The organism is Amycolatopsis bartoniae (assembly GCF_014191255.1).
Lineage (GTDB): Bacteria > Actinomycetota > Actinomycetes > Mycobacteriales > Pseudonocardiaceae > Amycolatopsis_E > Amycolatopsis_E bartoniae.
On record NZ_JACHWH010000001.1, the window covers coordinates 1,002,546 to 1,019,771 of the forward strand.

At 72.4% G+C, this 17,226-nt stretch carries 13 protein-coding genes; 3 read left to right on the forward strand and 10 right to left on the reverse strand.

Features of this window, described 5'->3' with window-relative positions:
- Positions 1-7: 7 nt before the first annotated feature.
- Positions 8-739 carry an SDR family NAD(P)-dependent oxidoreductase gene (locus FHX82_RS04945; protein WP_145937459.1) on the reverse strand — a complete coding sequence of 244 codons (732 nt, stop codon included), beginning with the start codon at positions 737-739 and terminating at the stop codon, positions 8-10.
- Positions 736-2,094, reverse strand: a complete 1,359-nt coding sequence (locus FHX82_RS04950) for an MFS transporter (protein WP_229881501.1) — start codon at positions 2,092-2,094, stop codon at positions 736-738. The genes FHX82_RS04945 and FHX82_RS04950 overlap by 4 nt, the downstream gene beginning before the upstream one ends.
- Positions 2,095-2,221: 127 nt before the next feature.
- Between FHX82_RS04950 and FHX82_RS04955 the strand changes: the two genes are divergently transcribed.
- On the forward strand, positions 2,222-2,974 hold the full coding sequence (locus FHX82_RS04955; protein WP_145937457.1) for a TetR/AcrR family transcriptional regulator: 753 nt from the start codon (positions 2,222-2,224) through the stop codon (positions 2,972-2,974).
- A gap of 101 nt (positions 2,975-3,075) precedes the next feature.
- Here the strand turns inward: FHX82_RS04955 and FHX82_RS04960 are convergent, their stop codons facing one another.
- From FHX82_RS04960 to FHX82_RS04975, 4 genes are all read right to left on the reverse strand, one after another.
- On the reverse strand, positions 3,076-3,603 hold the full coding sequence (locus tag FHX82_RS04960) for a regulatory protein RecX (protein WP_145937479.1): 528 nt from the start codon (positions 3,601-3,603) through the stop codon (positions 3,076-3,078).
- 621 nt (positions 3,604-4,224) lie between these two features.
- Positions 4,225-5,268, reverse strand: coding sequence for a recombinase RecA (recA, locus tag FHX82_RS04965; protein ID WP_145937456.1), 1,044 nt, complete (start codon positions 5,266-5,268; stop codon positions 4,225-4,227).
- Between the two features lie 207 nt (positions 5,269-5,475).
- Positions 5,476-5,670, reverse strand: coding sequence for a DUF3046 domain-containing protein (locus FHX82_RS04970; RefSeq protein ID WP_145937455.1), 195 nt, complete (start codon positions 5,668-5,670; stop codon positions 5,476-5,478).
- Between the two features lie 126 nt (positions 5,671-5,796).
- Positions 5,797-7,581 carry an Hsp70 family protein gene (locus FHX82_RS04975; RefSeq protein WP_145937454.1) on the reverse strand — a complete coding sequence of 595 codons (1,785 nt, stop codon included), beginning with the start codon at positions 7,579-7,581 and terminating at the stop codon, positions 5,797-5,799.
- A gap of 101 nt (positions 7,582-7,682) precedes the next feature.
- Between FHX82_RS04975 and FHX82_RS04980 the strand changes: the two genes are divergently transcribed.
- Positions 7,683-12,296, forward strand: coding sequence for an ATP-dependent helicase (locus FHX82_RS04980; protein ID WP_373308705.1), 4,614 nt, complete (start codon positions 7,683-7,685; stop codon positions 12,294-12,296).
- Positions 12,297-12,330: 34 nt separating this feature from the next.
- Entirely contained in the window at positions 12,331-12,831 is a 501-nt protein-coding gene (def, locus tag FHX82_RS04985) for a peptide deformylase (RefSeq protein ID WP_145937452.1), read from the forward strand.
- A gap of 166 nt (positions 12,832-12,997) precedes the next feature.
- On the opposite strand, the gene FHX82_RS04990 is transcribed toward def, so the two are convergent.
- From FHX82_RS04990 to FHX82_RS05005, 4 genes are all read right to left on the reverse strand, one after another.
- On the reverse strand, positions 12,998-14,110 hold the full coding sequence (locus FHX82_RS04990) for a GNAT family N-acetyltransferase (RefSeq protein WP_145937451.1): 1,113 nt from the start codon (positions 14,108-14,110) through the stop codon (positions 12,998-13,000).
- A gap of 125 nt (positions 14,111-14,235) precedes the next feature.
- Positions 14,236-14,868, reverse strand: coding sequence for a VOC family protein (locus tag FHX82_RS04995; protein WP_145937450.1), 633 nt, complete (start codon positions 14,866-14,868; stop codon positions 14,236-14,238).
- Positions 14,869-15,708: 840 nt separating this feature from the next.
- Positions 15,709-16,473, reverse strand: a complete 765-nt coding sequence (locus FHX82_RS05000; RefSeq protein WP_145937449.1) for a maleylpyruvate isomerase family mycothiol-dependent enzyme — start codon at positions 16,471-16,473, stop codon at positions 15,709-15,711.
- Positions 16,473-16,970: an SAV_6107 family HEPN domain-containing protein gene (locus FHX82_RS05005; RefSeq protein ID WP_145937448.1), complete on the reverse strand. Its 498-nt coding sequence runs from the start codon at positions 16,968-16,970 to the stop codon at positions 16,473-16,475. The genes FHX82_RS05000 and FHX82_RS05005 overlap by 1 nt, the downstream gene beginning before the upstream one ends.
- Positions 16,971-17,226: the final 256 nt, after the last annotated feature.

Consider the following 17,226-nt stretch of genomic DNA (forward strand, 5'->3'; position numbering starts at 1 on the left):
CCGGTTTTCAGATCAGGGGGCGGCCGTCGCGGAAGAGCCCGCCGGTGGGACCGTCGTGCGGCAGGGTCGCGGCCCACACGATGCCGCGGGCGCTGTCGGCGGCGGGACGGGCCTCGTCCTCGTCGCCGCGCTCGGGGTGTGTGGCGGTTTCCCCCGGATCGACGGCGTTGACGAGAATCCGGGTGTCCTTCAGCGCCCGGGCGAGCACGGCGGTGAGGACGTTGAGGGCGTGCTTGGCGAAGGAGTGCGCCGGGGCCCGCAGTTCGGCGCCCAGGTCGAGACCGGTGGCGATCTGCAACGCGGAGACGCTGGAGACGTTGACGATGCGGGCGGCGGGCGCCGCGGTGAGCAGCGGCAGCAACGTCTGGACCAGCTTCCAGGGCCCGAGCACGTCGATGTCCAGAGCCGACCGGACCGCGTCGAGGTCGGCGTCGAGCGCGGAAAGAGTGGCGAAGTCGACCACGTCGCTGGCGTTGTTGACCAGCACGTCGAGGTGACCGAAGGACCGGGTGAGGTACTCGGCGGCCGCGGCCATGCTGGTCGCATCGACCAGGTCCAGGCGCAACGCGGTGGCTGCGTGGCCGGCGGCGCGGAGCTGTGCGGCAAGGGGCTCGGCTCGGGCGAGGTCGCGGGCGGTGAGGATCACGTGGTAACCCTGCTCGGCTAGTTGGCGGGCAACCGCGAACCCGATGCCTGCTGGGCGGCTGGTTCCGGTGATCAGGGCGATCTTCATTGTCATGACTGCACTCTTTCGGTGTGCTTGGGGAGGAACCCGACCAGCAACAGCGCCAGGAAGTAGCCGCCGGCGCAGATGCCGAACACGAGTTCGGCGGCGGCGAGGTAGGACGTTCCGGCGCGGGCGAAGAACACGGTGCCGAGCGCGGCGACACCGATCGCGCCGGCGAACTGCTGGGCGGCGTTGAGCACACCCGCACCGGTACCGACCTCCTCGGTGGTGGCATCGCCGAGGATGAAGTCGAACAGGGGGATGAACAGCAGCCCGGAACCGAAGCCGGTCACGAACAGCGCTGGTGCCAGCGTCCACCCGGTGAGGGCCGCACCCCAGTGCGCGGTGGACCACCAGAGCGCGAGGAGGCCGACGACGGTGACGGACAGGCCCAGGTGCAGGCCGGCGCGTCCGAGCTTCTCCGCGAGCACCGCGCCGGAGGCCAGGGTGGCGACCGCGGTGCCCGCGGCCCAGGGGATCAGCGCGAAGCCGGTGTGCAGCGGTGTCCAGCCCAGACCTGACTGGAGCAGCAGGTTGACGACCAGGACGAACGCGCTGAGCGAGGCGTAGGACCCGCCGACGATCAGCAGGCCGACGACGAAACTGCGCCGGCCGAACAGCGACGGGGTGATGACCGGGTGACTGCTGCGGCGTTCGGACACCGCGAACAGCCCGAAGGCCACCAGCGCGGCGATCATCATCACGTAGGTCCACGCGGGCCAGCCCAGGTCGCGTCCCTGGATGAGCGGCACGATCAGCAGCGCCGAGCCCGCCGTGAGCAGGCCCACGCCCAGCAGGTCGAGACGTGCGCCGCGGTCCTCACCGCTGTGCCGTGGCAGCACCCACCACCCGAGCGCGGCGGCGAGGAGGCCGAACGGCACGTTGATCAGGAAGATCGAACGCCACTGGCTGCCGAACAGGTCCAGGTGCAGCAGCCACCCGGCGAGGATCGGGCCGGCCACCGTGGCGAGGCCCATGATCGGCCCGAAGGGCATCAGCGCCCTGCGCAGGTGCTCGGGCGGGAACACGATCTTCACCAGTGCCATGCCCTGCGGGATCATCACCGCCCCGAACAGACCTTGGAACAGGCGGGCGACGATCAGGAAACCGGCGCCGGGCGCGAGACCGCAGGCCAGCGACGCGACCGTGAAGCCGGCCATGCCGAGCAGGAACAGCCGGCGGCGGCCGAGCAGGTCCCCCAGCCTGCCGGAGGTGACCAGGCCGAGCGCGAAGGCCGCGGTGTAAGCCGACAGCACCCACTGCAGCGTCATCGGGCCGCCACCGAGGTCGGCGCGGATCGAGGGACCGGCGAGGTTGGCGACGCTGGTGTCGATGAGGTCCATGAGTTCGGCGACGACCACGACCACCAGGACCAGCCAAGCCTGCCCGAGGGGAAGCGGAGCTGCCCGGGGCAACTTTGACGAACTAAGTTCGATAGACATGAACTAAGTTCTTACATGGCGAACTAAGTTCGTGTCAAGGTAGGATGACTTCGTGCCCACCGATCCCAGGCAGCGCCGCGCCGCCCGTCACGCCCCGTCCCCCGCGGCTTCCCCGTCGGCTGCACCACGGAAAACGCCGATCACGGTCGAGCGCATCACCGACGCAGCACTGCAGGTCATCGCCACCGAGGGCTACGACGCGCTGACGATCCGCCGGGTCGCCGCCGTGCTCGGCACCGGGCCGTCCTCGTTGTACGCGCACATCGTCAACAAGGAAGACCTCGACGACCTGATCGTCGGCAGGCTCTGCGCCGCGATCCAGCTGCCCGAGCCCGATCCGGCTTCGTGGCGGGAGCAGATCCTCGACGTGTATGCCCAGCTACGCGACCAGTACCTGAAGTACCCCGGCGTCTCCCGCGCCGCACTGGCGATGGTCCCCACCCACCTGGAAACGCTGCGGGTCAGCGAGGGAATTCTGGCGATCCTGCTCGCCGGGGGCATCGAACCGCAGACCGCGGCCTGGGCGCTCGACGCGCTCACGCTCTACGTGAACGCCTACGCCCTGGAGCGCTCGCTCGTCCAGCAACGGCAGTCGCACCACGACGACAACTGGGTCCTCAGCCGCGAGGAACTCGTGGACCGGTTCACCGCCCTGCCCGCCGACCGGTTCCCTCACACCCGGCGCCACGCGGCCGAACTGACCTCCGGCTCCGGGCACGAACGGTTCGACTTCACGATCACCCTGATCATCGACCGCTTGGCACCACGCCCCAGCGCGACGATCACACCATCGACGTCCGCCTGACGTGGCACCCGAGGCCCTTGGCCAGTCGGGCAGAGAGCCTCGGCCCGACGATGCACGGCCGTCAGGGGCTCCCCCTGCCGCCACGCGACAGACCCCGGGCGTCAGTCGGTGACGGCGTCGTCCAGCGGGGTGGAGTCGGCGCCTGCGTCGCGGAGTTCCTCGCGGATCACCGAGTACGCCAGGCCCTGCGGATAGCCCTTGCGGGCGAGGGTGCCCAGCAGTCGGCGGACGGCTGTCTGCTCGTCGAGCGTCGTCATGGTCCGCAAGCGCTTGCGGACCAGCTCGCGGGCGCGTTGCTCCTCCGACTCACGGTCGATCTCCTCCGCTGCCTGCGAAGCGACCTCCCCGTCGACCCCCTTGCGCTTGAGCTCCGCGACGAGCGCGCTCCGGGCCAGCCCCTGCGTGGTGTGCCGTGACCGCACCCACTGCTCGGCGAACGCGGCGTCGTCCACCAGGCCGGAGCTGTCGAGCTTGCCGATCAGGCGCTCACTGAGCTCCTCGTCGAACCCCTTGCGGCGCAGCGCCTGCCGCAGCTCGTCCTTCGTCCTGGCGCGGATGGCGAGCAGGTCGAAGCAGACCTCCTTCGCCTTCTTCCACGCCTCCTCCGGCGACAACTCGGCCGGATCGATCTTCGCCATGTTCCTCCATTGATCAGCGCCGTGTCTCAGGCGGTCGAAGCGATGGCGGCGCCTTCCCGGTGTTCGGCGGGAATAGCCGAGGCGGCAAGCCCCAGCGATCGGGCCGCTCGAAAGCACTACGCCGACGTGCGCCCCGGGAAACAACCCGGCGAGATTTCCTCGACGCCCCACGACCACGACCGGCAACAGCAGCCGGACGGCATCCGGCCTCGGACCGCGAGCCGCACCCACCAACCGCACCCCCGGACAACTCCCGGCGGGACGGCAACGCGGCATCCGGCCTCAAGCCGAGAACCGAACGCCGACACCGAGCCGATCCCGTCGAGCGTGACGAGGACGGCACGCTACCGGTGCAGCGGTCCGACGACGACTGGCGGCTCCCCCGGCACGACAGCAGCGCGCCGTTCGGCTTCCAGCCGCGAGCCCGGCAGTCACGACCGTCGACGCGCCGACGGGAAACACGGCATGCGGCCAAGGGCCGAACCCCAAACGGCCACCGGTCCGCCACGGCGGCGTGACGGCAGCGCGGCATGCGGCCTCGGGCCGACGCCGGGCTTCCGTCCTCCGCCGTGGGAGCGGGGCTGCGCGGTCAGGCCCGCGAACACCCCGCCGTCAGAACTCCACCGGGGCCGGGGCGGCGTCTTCGGCGTCGACCTGTGCGCCGATGCCCAGCTTCTCCTTGATCCGCTTCTCGATCTCGTTCGCGATGTCCGGGTTGTCACGCAGGAACTTCCGCGCGTTCTCCTTGCCCTGGCCCAGCTGGTCGCCCTCGTAGGTGTACCAGGCACCGGACTTGCGCAGAATGCCCTGGTCGACCCCCATGTCGATCAGCGAGCCCTCGCGCGACACGCCCTGGCCGTAGAGGATGTCGAACTCGGCCTGCTTGAACGGCGGCGCGACCTTGTTCTTCACGACCTTGACGCGGGTGCGGTTGCCGACGGCCTCGCCGCTGTCCTTCAGCGTCTCGATGCGGCGCACGTCGAGCCGCACGGAGGCGTAGAACTTCAGCGCCTTGCCACCGGTGGTGGTCTCGGGCGAGCCGAACATCACGCCGACCTTCTCGCGCAGCTGGTTGATGAAGATCGCGGTGGTGCCGGAGTTGGACAGCGCACCGGTGATCTTCCGCAGCGCCTGGCTCATCAGCCGGGCCTGCAGACCCACGTGCGAGTCACCCATCTCGCCCTCGATCTCGGCGCGGGGCACCAGCGCGGCCACCGAGTCGATGACCAGGATGTCCAGCGCGCCGGAACGGATGAGCATGTCGGCGATCTCCAGCGCCTGCTCACCGGTGTCGGGCTGGGAGACCAGCAGCGCGTCGGTGTCGACGCCCAGCGCCTTGGCGTACTCCGGGTCGAGCGCGTGCTCGGCGTCGATGAACGCCGCGATGCCGCCGGCCTTCTGCGCGTTGGCCACCGCATGCAGGGCCACCGTGGTCTTACCGGAGGACTCCGGGCCGTAGATCTCGACGACCCGGCCGCGGGGCAGGCCCCCGATGCCGAGTGCGACGTCCAGTGCGATGGCGCCGGTCGGGATCACCTCGATCGGCACGTGCCCCTTGTCGCCGAGGCGCATCAGGGAGCCTTTGCCGTACTGCTTGTCGATCTGCGCGAGCGCGAGTTCGAGGGCCTTGTCCTTGTCGGGTGCTGCTGCGGGCATTGAAATCCACCTCGTGGGTCGGAAGCCTCGGGGGCTTGTCTCGGTTCTTGAGCTGTTGGGCCCGACACTACGGGCGGGGTCCGACAATTCCTGATCGCCGCGGCTGATCTGTGGACAGCTGACCCCGATGTGGACAACACGATAGCCGAACACCTGTTCGAGGCAAGAACTGACACACCTTCAGGGACGACTTTCCTGGTCGCGAGCTCACCGGCGCTCGGCGGGCACGTCGAACGCCGCGCACACCTCGCGCCAGATCTCCTTGGCCGGGACCCCCGCGGCCAGCGCCTGCTCGACGGTCCGCCCGCCCAGCCCGCTGAACACGTGGTCCTTCGCCAGCACCTCGGCCCGGCCGGGGCCGAACTCGTCGGCCATCATCCTTCGGAAGACGGTTATTCGCATCGTTCCCAGCGTAACGGGGCTACCGTCGGGACATGACCTCGACCGCGCTCACCCTCGCCTCGATCGCGGTGCTCGTGGCCGCGCTCGTGGTCGCACTGCGCGCGTTGCGGAACATGCGCAAGTGAGTCACGTGCCGGGCTGGACGGTCCGCTCGAAGTAGTCGGCCAGCTCTGAGGCGCTCGACGCGGTCTGCCCGCTGCCCGCCCGCTGGTAGACCACCCCCGCCAGCGGCCGGTCGGTGACCGTGAACACCAGCACCGCCGAGGTCTTCCCGCCCGCCGCGGAGTACGTGCCGCTCAGCGCGTTGCCCCGCCACGGCGCCTGCACCTGGTCCCCGCCGACCGAGCTGAGCAGCCGCCCGGTGTACTCCTTCAGCGCGGCGGCGGAGTTGGCGTGCACGTACGTGATCTGCGCGCCCGCCAGCGCGGGGGCGGAACAGGTGGTCAGCACGCCGAGGTCCTGCCCCTCCGGCGGCGCGATGTCGCCGCTGCCCGCGCCCGCCGCGCACTGCGAGGTGGTCGCGATGCTCCCGGCCAGCTGGCGCAGGCAACCCGTGAAGCCCTGGGCGTCGACCTGGCCCGGCTTGCCGCACTCCTCGGCGCTGTAGGTCGTCGCGGCCGAACCCGCGGGCCACAGCAGGTACGTCAGCCCGGCGGCGAGCAGGACCACGACCGCCACCGCGACCGCGATCAGCGGCTTCTTCCGGCTGCGCTTCGGCGGCGCAGGGGCCGGGTAGCTGGGAAAACTCGCCGGGTACGGGAACCGCGGGGCGGCAGGCGGCGGCACGTACTGCGGGCCCGCCGCCACCTGCCCGTCGACGTTCTGGGTCCGCATGCTGATGCCGTCCGGCGACACGTGGTGCGCGCCGAACGCCACGGCCGTCTCCGGCTGGTCGAGGCTGACGGGCACCACGCCGAGCTTTTCGGCGATCATCGACCCGACCAGCGGCAGCCTGCTCGACCCGCCGACGAGGTAGATCCCCGCGAGCCGGTCCGGGGTCAGCCCGGCCGACGCCACGGTCCTGGCCAGCAGCTCCACGCTGCGCAGCAACGCCGGGCGCACGAGCGCCTCCAGCTCGCCGCGCGTGACCAGCACGTCGGTGAACGGCTCCGGCATCGGCACCTCGGTCTGCGGCAGCCGCGAGAGCGCCTCCTTCGCCGCTTTCACGTCCTCCTGCAGGGCGCGGCGGGTGCGGCGGTCGGCGGTGGACTCCGGGCGCAGCAGGCGCTGCCACCGCTGCGGGTCGCGGTGGGAGACCTCGCGTCCGACGTGCACCATCAGCGCCTGGTCCACGTCGAGTCCGCCCAGGTCGGGCAGGCCGTCCTCGGCGAGCACGGTGAAGCCGTTCTGCGTGGCGCCCACGACGGCGACGTCGAAGGTGCCCGCGCCCAGGTCATAGACGGCGAGCGCCTGACCGGGCGCGAGGGCTCGGCCGGGGAAGGACGCGAAGTGCGCCGCGGCGGCCACCGGTTCGGGCACCAGCTGGACCGGTCCGGTGAACCCGGCGAGCCGGGCGGAGGTGAGCAGCACGTTGCGTCGCAGCGGCCCCCACTCGGCCGGGTGAGTCAGCCTCAGCTGATCGGGCTGTTCGCCGCCGAGCTGGCGGGTGGTCTCCTCCAGCACCCGGCGCAGCACCGCGGCCAGCGTCTCGTTGACCGGCACGACGTCCTGGCCGAGCAGCAGCGTCTGCTCGTCGACCCGGCGCTTGGGGTTGGGCTCGAACCGGGCCGGGTCGAGGCGGGCGCGGCGCTCGGCGTCCCGGCCGACCAGCAGCGTGCCGTCCTCCCCCGCGAACACCGCCGACGGCATAGTGGCCGAACCGTCGACCTCGACCACGCGCGGCGGCATGCCGTGTGCCGACAGGACGGCGACGGTGTTGGACGTCCCCAGATCCACCGACAGGATCCGCACGGCTCTCCCCTCACGATCGGCCCAGGTCGAGCGTGATGCTGCCATGCGAGCGGCGGTCCCGGAGGCGGACCCGCGCAAAATTGTCGGTGGGTCGCGTCATGATGGAAAACGTGACAGACGTGCTCGACTCCTTCTCCCCCGTGACCAGGGACTGGTTCGCGGGGGCGTTCGCCGCGCCCACGGAGGCACAGGCCGGGGCGTGGCGGGCGGCGCAGGCGGGCGAGCACGCGCTGGTCGTGGCGCCGACGGGGTCGGGCAAGACCCTCGCGGCGTTCCTGTGGGCGCTGGACCGGCTCGCCGTCGGGCCGCCGCCCGAGACCCCGGCCCAGCGCTGCCGGGTGCTCTACGTCTCCCCGCTCAAGGCGCTCGCCGTCGACGTGCAGCGGAACCTGCGGGCTCCGCTCGCCGGCATGTCGCAGGCGGCCCGGCGGCTGGGGCGGACGCCACCGGACATCGCGGTGGGCATGCGCACGGGGGACACGCCGGCCGCCGACAGACGGTCCTTCGCCCGCACGCCGCCGGACATCCTGGTCACCACGCCGGAGTCACTGTTCCTGATCCTGACCTCGTCGGCGCGCGAATCGCTGCGCGGGGTGGAGACGGTGATCGTCGACGAGGTGCACGCGGTGGCGGGCACCAAGCGCGGGGCGCACCTCGCGCTGTCACTCGAACGGCTGGACGCGCTGCTGCCCCGCCCGGCACAGCGCATCGGTCTGTCGGCGACGGTCCGGCCGGTCGACGAGGTGAGCGCGTTCCTCGGCGGCGGGCGGCCGGTGCGGGTGGTGCAGCCCAAGCCGTCGAAGACCATCGAGGTGCGGGTCGAGGTTCCGGTCGAGGACATGGCCAATCTCGACGGCCCGCCGCCCTCTCCGCTGGACTCTCTGCCGCTGCCGTCGGAGGGCGGGATTGGCACCAACGAGGAGATCGCGGGGGCGGCCGTGCGCAGGCCGTCGATCTGGCCCGCGGTCGAGGAACGCGTGCTCGAACTGATCCGCGAGCACCGGTCCACGATCGTCTTCGCCAACTCCCGGCGGCTCACCGAAAGGCTCACCGCCCGGCTCAACGAGCTCGCCGCCGAGCACACGGAACTCGAGCCGGGGCAACGGTTTCCGGCGGAGGCCATCGGCGAGTCCGGGCACACCACGGGCGCCGAGGTCACCGTGGCGCGGGCGCACCACGGGTCGATGTCGCGGGAGCAGCGCACCCACGTCGAGGAGGAGCTGAAGTCGGGGCGACTGCCCTGCGTGGTCGCGACGTCCTCGCTGGAGCTGGGCATCGACATGGGCGCGGTCGACCTCGTGGTGCAGATCGAGGCGCCGCCCACCGTCGCGTCCGGGCTGCAGCGCGTGGGCCGGGCCGGGCACCACGTCGGGGCCGTGTCCACCGGGGTGATGTTCCCGAAGTTCCGCGGTGACCTCGTGTCGTGCGCGGTGGTGTCCGAGCGCATGACGAGCGGGGCCATCGAGGCGGTGCGGTACCCGCGGAACCCGCTGGACGTGCTGGCGCAGCAGGTCGTGTCCATGGTGGCGCTCGAACCGTGGACGGTGGCGGAGCTGGGCGCGCTCGTGCGCCGGGCGGCGCCGTTCGCCGCGCTGCCCGACGACGCGCTGCTCGCGGTGCTCGACATGCTCGCCGGGCGGTATCCGAGCGAGGAGTTCGGCGAGCTGCGGCCACGGATCACGTGGGACCGCGTGACGGGCGAGCTGCGCGGGCGGCCGGGCGCGCAGCGGCTCGCGGTCACCTCCGGCGGCACGATCCCCGACCGCGGGCTGTTCACGGTCATGACGCCGGGCAGCGAGGGCCAGTCCGGGTCGCGGGTCGGCGAGCTGGACGAGGAGATGGTCTACGAGTCCCGGGTCGGGGACACGATCCTGCTCGGCACGTCGTCGTGGCGCATCACCGACATCACGCACGACAGGGTGATCGTCGTGCCCGCGCCGGGTGAGCCCGCCCGCATGCCGTTCTGGAAGGGCGACGCGCCGGGACGGCCGCTCGAACTGGGGCGTGCACTGGGCGCGTTCGTGCGCGAGGTGTCCAGTGCGGACGCCAGCAAGGCCCGGGCGCGGGCCGAGGCGGCGGGGCTCGACCAGCGGGCGTGCGACAACCTGCTGACGTACCTGGAGGAGCAGCGGGCCGCGACCCGGCACGTGCCCAACGACCGCACGATCCTGCTCGAACGGTTCCGCGACGAGCTGGGCGACTGGCGGATCGTGCTGCACTCCCCGTTCGGCGCGCAGGTCAACGCGCCGTGGGCGCTGGCGATCGCGGCGCGGCTGAGGGAGAACCGCGGGGTCGACGCCCAGGTCATGCACTCCGACGACGGCATCGTGCTGCGCCTGCCCGACGCGCTCGACGACGACGGCGGCGAGGTGACGATCGGGGCGGACGACGTGCTGATCGACCCCGAGGAGGTCGAGCAGCTGATCGTCGCCGAGGTCGGCGGGTCGGCGTTGTTCGCCGCCCGGTTCCGGGAATGCGCCGCGCGCTCGCTCCTGCTGCCCCGCCGGGACCCGCGGCGGCGCACTCCGCTGTGGCAGCAACGGCAGCGGGCCTCGCAGCTGCTGGCGGTCGCGGCGAAGTACGAGCGGTTCCCGGTGGTGCTCGAAGCGATGCGCGAGTGCCTGCAGGACGTCTACGACGTGGGCGGGCTGCGGGAGCTGATGACGGACGTGCGGTCCCGGCGCGTCCGGCTCGTTGAGGTGGAGACACCGTCGGCGTCGCCGTTCGCGCGCAGCCTGATGTTCGGCTACGTCGGCATGTTCCTGTACGAGACGGACGCGCCGCTGGCCGAGCGCAGGGCCGCGGCGCTGGCGCTGGACTCGGCGCTGCTCGCCGAGCTGCTCGGCACGGAGGCGATCCGGGAGCTGCTCGATCCCGAGGTCGTCGTCGAGGTCGAGCGGTCGCTGCAGCGGCTGGAGCCGGACAGGCACGCCCGCAACGCCGAGGACGCGGCGGACCTGTTGCGGTTCCTCGGCGACCTGTCGGTGGCCGACGCCGAAGCGCGCGGGATCGAGCAGGCATGGCTCACCGATCTCGTCGGGCAGCGGCGCGCGATTGCCGTGCGGATCGCCGGTGAGGAGCGGTATCTCGCGATCGAGGACGCCGGCCGGGTCCGGGACGCGCTGGGAGTCGCGTTGCCGATCGGCGTGCCGGAGGCGTTCACCGAACCGGTCGCCGATCCGCTCGGTGACCTGCTGGCCCGTTACGCCCGGACGCACGGCCCGTTTCCCGCGCAGCAGGCGGCGGAGCGGTTCGGGCTCGGTGCCGCGGTGGTGTCGGGGGTGCTGGACCGGCTGACCGCAGAGGGCCGGCTGGTGCGCGGCGAGCTGAGTCCCGAGACGCGTGGCGCGGGGGTGGAGTACTGCGACTCCGCGGTGCTGCGCCGTCTGCGGCGGGCATCGCTGGCCCGGTTGCGGGCCGAGGTCGAGCCCGTGGAACCGGCGGCGCTGGGCCGGTTCCTGCCGTCGTGGCACGGCGTCGGGGCGCGGATGCGCGCGGCGCCGACGGCGGACGACGTGCTGTCGGTGGTGGAGCAGCTCGCCGGTGCGCCGCTGCCGGCGAGCGCGGTGGAGTCGCTGATCCTGCCGAGCAGGCTGCCCGGGTACTACCCGGCGCTGCTGGACGAGCTGACCACGGCGGGCGAGGTGACGTGGGCGGGCTGTGGTTCGCTGGCGGGCGGCGACGGCTGGGTGGCGCTGGCGCCCAGTGACGTCGCCGACCTGCTGCTGCCGGAGATCGAGGAGAACGCGCCCACCAGTCCGCTGCACGAGGCGATACTGTCCACTTTGGAGGGCGGGGCGCTGTTCTTCCGGCAGCTGGTGGACCGCGTGACGATGCTGGTGGACAAGGCGCCCAACGACGGTGATGTGGTGGCCGCGCTGTGGGACCTGGTGTGGGCCGGGCACGTCACCGGCGACACGCTGGGGCCGTTGCGGGCGCTCGTGTCCGGCCGGGGCGCGGCGCACAAGCCACGGCAGTCGGCGCCGCGCGGCCGGTACGCGCGGATGCGGGCGGGCAGGCCCGCGATGCCGTCCCGCAGCGGTCCGCCGACGGTCGCGGGCCGGTGGGGGCTCACGCCGTTGCGCGAGAGCGACCCGACGAGGCGGACGTACGCGCGCACGGAGGCGTTCCTCGAACGGCACGGCGTGCTCACCCGGGGCGCGCTCGAGACCGAGCGGGTCAGCGGCGGTTTCTCCGGGATCTACAAGGTGTTGCGCGGCATGGAGGACTCCGGGCAGGTGATCCGGGGATATGTCGTCGAAGGGCTCGGCGCGGCGCAGTTCGCGGCCCGCGGCGCGGTGGACCGGTTGCGTGCGCTGTCCGACACCGCGGGCGGGCGGCGGCGCGTCGACGCGGTGGTGCTCGCGGCCACCGACCCGGCGCAGCCGTACGGCGCGGCGCTCGCATGGCCGGCCGCAGTCGGCGACACGAAACACCGGGCCGCCCGCAAGGCGGGGGCGCTCGTGGTGCTGGCCGACGGGCTGCCCGTGTTGTACGTCGAGCGCGGGGGCAAGTCGCTGCTGTCGTTCACCGAGGACGACGAGGCGCTGCGGGCGGCGGCCCACGCGCTGTCGCGCGCGGTGCGGGAGGGCTGGCTGGGGCAGCTGGCCGTGCAGCGTGCGGACGGGGAGCACGCGCTGACGTCGGCGCTGGCGGATGTGCTGCGGGACGCCGGTTTCCGGGCGACGCCGAAGGGGCTGCGGCTGCGGGCCTAGACTTTCGGTCCGGCAGAGAGGACGGGTGGCCACGATGGCGATGCGGGAACTGCGGTACTTCGGGGATCCGGTGCTGAAGACGGTGTGCGATCCGGTGACCCGGTTCGACAAGGGGCTGCGGCAGCTGGTGACCGATCTGCTGGACTCCGTCAAGCCCGGCGGGCGCGCGGGGCTCGCGGCGCCGCAGATCGGGGTGTCGCTGCGGGTGTTCAGCTACGACGTGGGTGGGCTGACGGGCTACGTGATCAACCCCGAGCTGGCGGAGGTGTCGGAGGAGACGCACGAGATCGAGGAGGGCTGCCTGTCCGTGCCCGAGCTGCGGTTCCCGGTCACCCGCGCCGTGCGGGCGGTCGTGCGCGGGGTGGACGTGGACAACGAACCCGTTGTGGTGGAAGGGAAGGACGTGCTGGCACAGTGCCTGCAGCACGAAACCGACCACCTGAACGGAATGCTCTACCTGGACCGGCTGGCGAAGGACACCAAGCGGGAGGCTTTGCGCCAGGCGCGGAACACCGACTGGTTCTGGCGTCGCTGAAACCCGGCCCGCCGGGGATGGGGGCGGGAGGCTGGGCGGGTGCTGATGGTGTCGCCGGACGCTCACGAACCGCAACGCGCGCGATTCCAGGGTCCCGAACTCACGACCGCCCGGCAGGCGCCGGGGAAGCCCGACGCGACCGCCACGCGCAGGGCTCCGCCGACGTTCACGCGCCGCCCGGGACGCGCGGCAGCAGGTTCGGCGGGATGGTGATGCGCAGCAGACCCTCTTCCTCCGGCTGGTCGGGGGCCAGCCCGGCGCGGACGGCCGTGCGGAGGATGCCGTTGCGACCGGGGAGGGAGACCGCCATCAGGCGGCGGTGGCCGCGCGCGGCGGCGATCACCGCGAGGCGCGCCATGAGCGCCGTGCCGACACCCTTGCGTTGCCACGCGTCGTCGACGAGTAGGGAGATCTCCGCGATCTCGCCGGTGCCGGGGATGAGCTGCCCCAGCCCGATCACCTCCCGGCCGCACACCGCGAGCAGGCTCATCCCCCGCGGCGGCACCAGCAGCCGGTGCAGCCACCGGCGCGGCACGGTGCGCATTCCCGTGTGGTACCGGTGGAACAACGTCTCCGCCGAGCAGCGTTCGTGCAGGGCGAATACACCGTCGGCGTCGCCGGGCAGGCCCTGCCGCAGCACGATCGACGTCCCGTCGGCGCAGGTTGCGACCGCGGGGCGGGACACGTCGGCGCGGACGGTGTCCAGCAGGCCGAGCAGCGCCTCCGCGCGCGCGAGTTCCAGCTGCACGAACGGCGCCCACCGGCGGCGGGCGACCAGCGCGCTCACACCGTCCACTGTGAACACCGCGCGATGCCCGCCCTCGGTGCGGCCCGGGTTGGCTTCGGCGAGCGGGACCACGGTCACCAGGTCCGCGGCGAGGACCTCCCGCAGCACGTCGGCGTAGCGACCAGGATCGGCGACGGCCCGGCTCGCGGCGACCAGGGTCGCTGCGGAGGCGTCGACCAGCTCGTGCACGTCGGCGTCGGCCACCGCTGAGCATTCGCAGCCCTCGTCCTGGATGGCGCGGACCAGTTGCTCCTTCGTGAGCCCCGTCGCGGGGCGGACCACCACCTCGTCGAGCACCCCGCCCGGCACGGGCAGCACGGTCAGGCCGAGGATGTTGCACTCGAGATCGGCCATCCGGATCGCGATCCGGGCGAGCATGCCGGGGTGGTCGGCCATCCGGATGCGCAGCCGCCACGCGGCCGGGGCGGTCCGCTCCTCGGCGGGCGGCAGCCAGGGCGCGATCCGCGGGGGTGTCACGGTCTCGATTTCCATTCCATCACGATCGGCGCCGCACGTTGCCGCGTGAGGACGTCCGTGTTTCACCCGTGTCAGCGTTCGGCGCGGTCGAGCAATGCAGGCGAAACGAACGCCGTTCAAGCGGCGGTGAGGTGCTGGCCTCACGGCTGGTCGAGCAGGATGAACTCGTTGCCCTCCGGGTCCGTGCTGTTTCCGGCGGGGGCGCCGGCGAGGGCCAGGCGGATGCGGTTCGGCGACTGCTTCGGCTCCTCGGTGCGCAGGAACTCCAGCCAGGGGCCACGACCGGTCGGGGCACGCAGGCCGACGATGACCTGTTCCCGGGCGGCGATCCGCCAGCCGCTGTGTGTGGTCCAGAAAGTGGCCTGTGCCAACGGGTCCAGCGAGTCGACGACGATGGCGGCCAACGACTCCGTGGTGGTGTAGCCGGGGCGTGGTTCGAGGACGCAGAACTCGTTGCCCGCGGGGTCGGCGAGGACCACCCACGGCACTTCGCCCTGGCCGATGTCCACCGGCCGCGCACCGAGCGCGAGCGCGGTGTCGACCTTCGCGCGCTGGTCCTCGGCCGAGCTGCTGGCGAGGTCCAGGTGCAGGCGGTTCTTCGTGGTCTTCGGCCCGCGCTGGGCGACGAACACGAGGTCCAGGTCGCTCCCGTCGGAGGCCGGTGGGTGCACGACGTGCTCCGCGGCCGCCCAGCCGAGCAGGGACGCCCAGAACCGGGCCAGCTCGGCTGGCCGCTCCGCCTCGATCTGCACCGCCACCAGTCTCGTCGCCATACCCGGAACGGTAGCGGGCCGTGCGGCGGAAACGGTGGTACCGGACTGCACCCCGCCAGCCGCGTCACCGCCACGCGCGGAACGGTAACGGCCCGCACGATAAGCGGCGGGCGTCGGAACCGCACCACCACCGGCTTCGCCACCATGAGCGGAACGGCCGCGCGAGGAAACGGCGGCGCCAAGCTGCACCGCCACCAGCCGCATCGCCACGCCGGACGTGGTGATGGCCCGCGGGGCGAAAACGGCGGTACCGGCACCGCACCGCCCCAGTCACGCCGCCGCGCCCGGCGGTAGCGGCCCACACGGCGGAAACGGCGGCGCCACAGCCCCCCACCACCAGCCGCACCCCGAAAGGTGGTGGCTACACGACCAAACGGCGGCGCCGGAACCACACCACCACCAGCCCTGCCCGAACAGCGGCAGCCCACGATGGTAAGGGCGGCACTACAGCCCCGCACCACCAGCTTCGCCCGGACAGATGCGGCCCTCACGACGAAAACGGCGGCACTACAGCCGCGCACCACCAGCCGCACCCGGAAAGGTGGTGGCTACACGAACAAAACCGTGGCGCCGGCACCGCACCACCACCAGCCCCGCCCGAACAGCGGCAGCCCCCACGACGAAAACGGCGGCGCCACAGCCACGCACCACCAGCCGCACCCGGAAAGGTGGCGGCCATACGGCGGAAACGGCGGCGCCACAGCGCCGCCGTCGCCATCGCCCGGAGCAGTGGGTCCACGCGAACGAAGACCGTGGTGCCGGGGCCGCGCCGCCCCGGCACCACACCGCTCCACCGGGAACCCCTTCCCGACAACGCTTCCCCACGCGTCGGACTGGGGGTTACTTCGTTGCGAGGCGCAACAGCGCCCACAGCTGGCCGATGGCGTCCTCATCGCGTGACCACTCCACTTGCCGGTGGTCGTTTCGGCCCCACATCCACAGGTACATCGCTACCGGTGGGGCCGAGACGGCGCCGTCCGCTCTGGCGGCTTCCGCCGCAGAGCAGCGCCACGCCTCCGTCACCCCGGGGCCCGCCCTGGCTATCCAGTGGTGGCCGCCGCTGTGGACCGCCACCGACTTCCTCGTGGTGCCGGACAGGCCGAGCATCGGCAGCCGCTGGCCGAACCACACCGCCAGCACCTCGTCGATGCCGTCGATCGCGAAGTCCTCCGCGATCTCGCGCTCCGGTTCGCCCGCCGCGTTCACCACGTCCCACCGGTGGATCGTCGTCTCGTGTGCCATGCGCCGCGACCAGAAGCCGTACGTCCTGTCGGCAGGCCACCAGCTCGCGGCATACGCCTCCGCGTCGTGCGTCGTCAGCTCCGCCAGCAGCTCCGCGAGGCCCGTCCGCAGGTAGTCCTCAGTGGACTGCCCCGGCTCCGGAAACCGTTGCCACTCCCGGGGCGCGCGCCCCTGGGTGATCCACGCCGTCGCGGTGCGATACACCCCGCCGACATGGCGGACCACCTCGCCGATGGTGAACCCCGGACAGGTGGGGACCGGGGTGTCACCGGGCGCCGAACGCGACGCGCCGAGCAGCAGCTCCACCTCGACCCCGAGCGCGTCGAGGAACCGGCCGTGGTCGATCAGGGCTTGACCGGCCATCAGCCGCGCTGGGCCTTCTGCCGCCGGGGCGGCGCGGCGCACTGCCGGGCGGCTTCCGGCCGCGGGTGCACCACCCGGTCGGCCAGCTCCAGGAACAGCCCGGCCTGACGGCACAGCTCCGCCGCCGACTCCTCGGTGATGCGCCGCGTGATCCCGGCCTGCGCGGCGGCGCGCGCGGCGGAGTTGGCCGCGAAGTACGCCGACCACTCGGCCAGCTCCGGCGCGGCCGCTTCGAGCAACACCCACACGCTGGCCGGGCGCGCCCGGCCCCGGTGCGGGCGACCGCGCGCGGCCAGCACCGCGGCGCCACCACGCAGGGCGGCCAGGTAGGAGGTGACGAACTTGGAAACCGGGTCCGTGGCGTGCTCGGCCTCGGCGAGACCGTGCTGGGCCTCGTTCAGCAGAGCCACGGCGGCAGGCGCTGCGGGCGGGCGCACCGGCAGCGGCAGCGCGTGCTGCCGGGCGCCGTCACGCCCCGCGACGGTGGCAATGGACATTGCCCCTCCCTGTTCTTGCTGGTGGTTGCGGTGCCCGGCACCGAGACGCTTCCCCCGCCCCTGCGCCAGGCACCGCACCGGCGAGCGCTCCACCGGGTGTCGAACCTGTGTTCGAGCAAGTTCCAGCCTAACTTCGAACACGTGTTCGTTCAAGTCCTGATCCGGTGACGGAACGTCCTTTCTCTCAGCACCGAACCGGGCGTCGCTATTCCCTCTTCCAGGTCTGCCGGCGAGCTCGTCGGGTAACCGAGAACCA

Coding starts and splice junctions, on each gene's coding strand:
- FHX82_RS04945 (WP_145937459.1), bottom strand. CDS start 739: ATGACAATGAAGATCGCCCTGATCACCGGAACCAGCCGCCCAGCAGGC.
- recA (WP_145937456.1), bottom strand. CDS start 5,268: ATGCCCGCAGCAGCACCCGACAAGGACAAGGCCCTCGAACTCGCGCTC.
- FHX82_RS04970 (WP_145937455.1), bottom strand. CDS start 5,670: ATGCGAATAACCGTCTTCCGAAGGATGATGGCCGACGAGTTCGGCCCC.
- FHX82_RS04980 (WP_373308705.1), top strand. CDS start 7,683: ATGGAAAACGTGACAGACGTGCTCGACTCCTTCTCCCCCGTGACCAGG.
- def (WP_145937452.1), top strand. CDS start 12,331: ATGGCGATGCGGGAACTGCGGTACTTCGGGGATCCGGTGCTGAAGACG.
- FHX82_RS04990 (WP_145937451.1), bottom strand. CDS start 14,110: ATGGAAATCGAGACCGTGACACCCCCGCGGATCGCGCCCTGGCTGCCG.
- FHX82_RS04995 (WP_145937450.1), bottom strand. CDS start 14,868: ATGGCGACGAGACTGGTGGCGGTGCAGATCGAGGCGGAGCGGCCAGCC.
- FHX82_RS05000 (WP_145937449.1), bottom strand. CDS start 16,473: ATGGCCGGTCAAGCCCTGATCGACCACGGCCGGTTCCTCGACGCGCTC.
- FHX82_RS05005 (WP_145937448.1), bottom strand. CDS start 16,970: ATGTCCATTGCCACCGTCGCGGGGCGTGACGGCGCCCGGCAGCACGCG.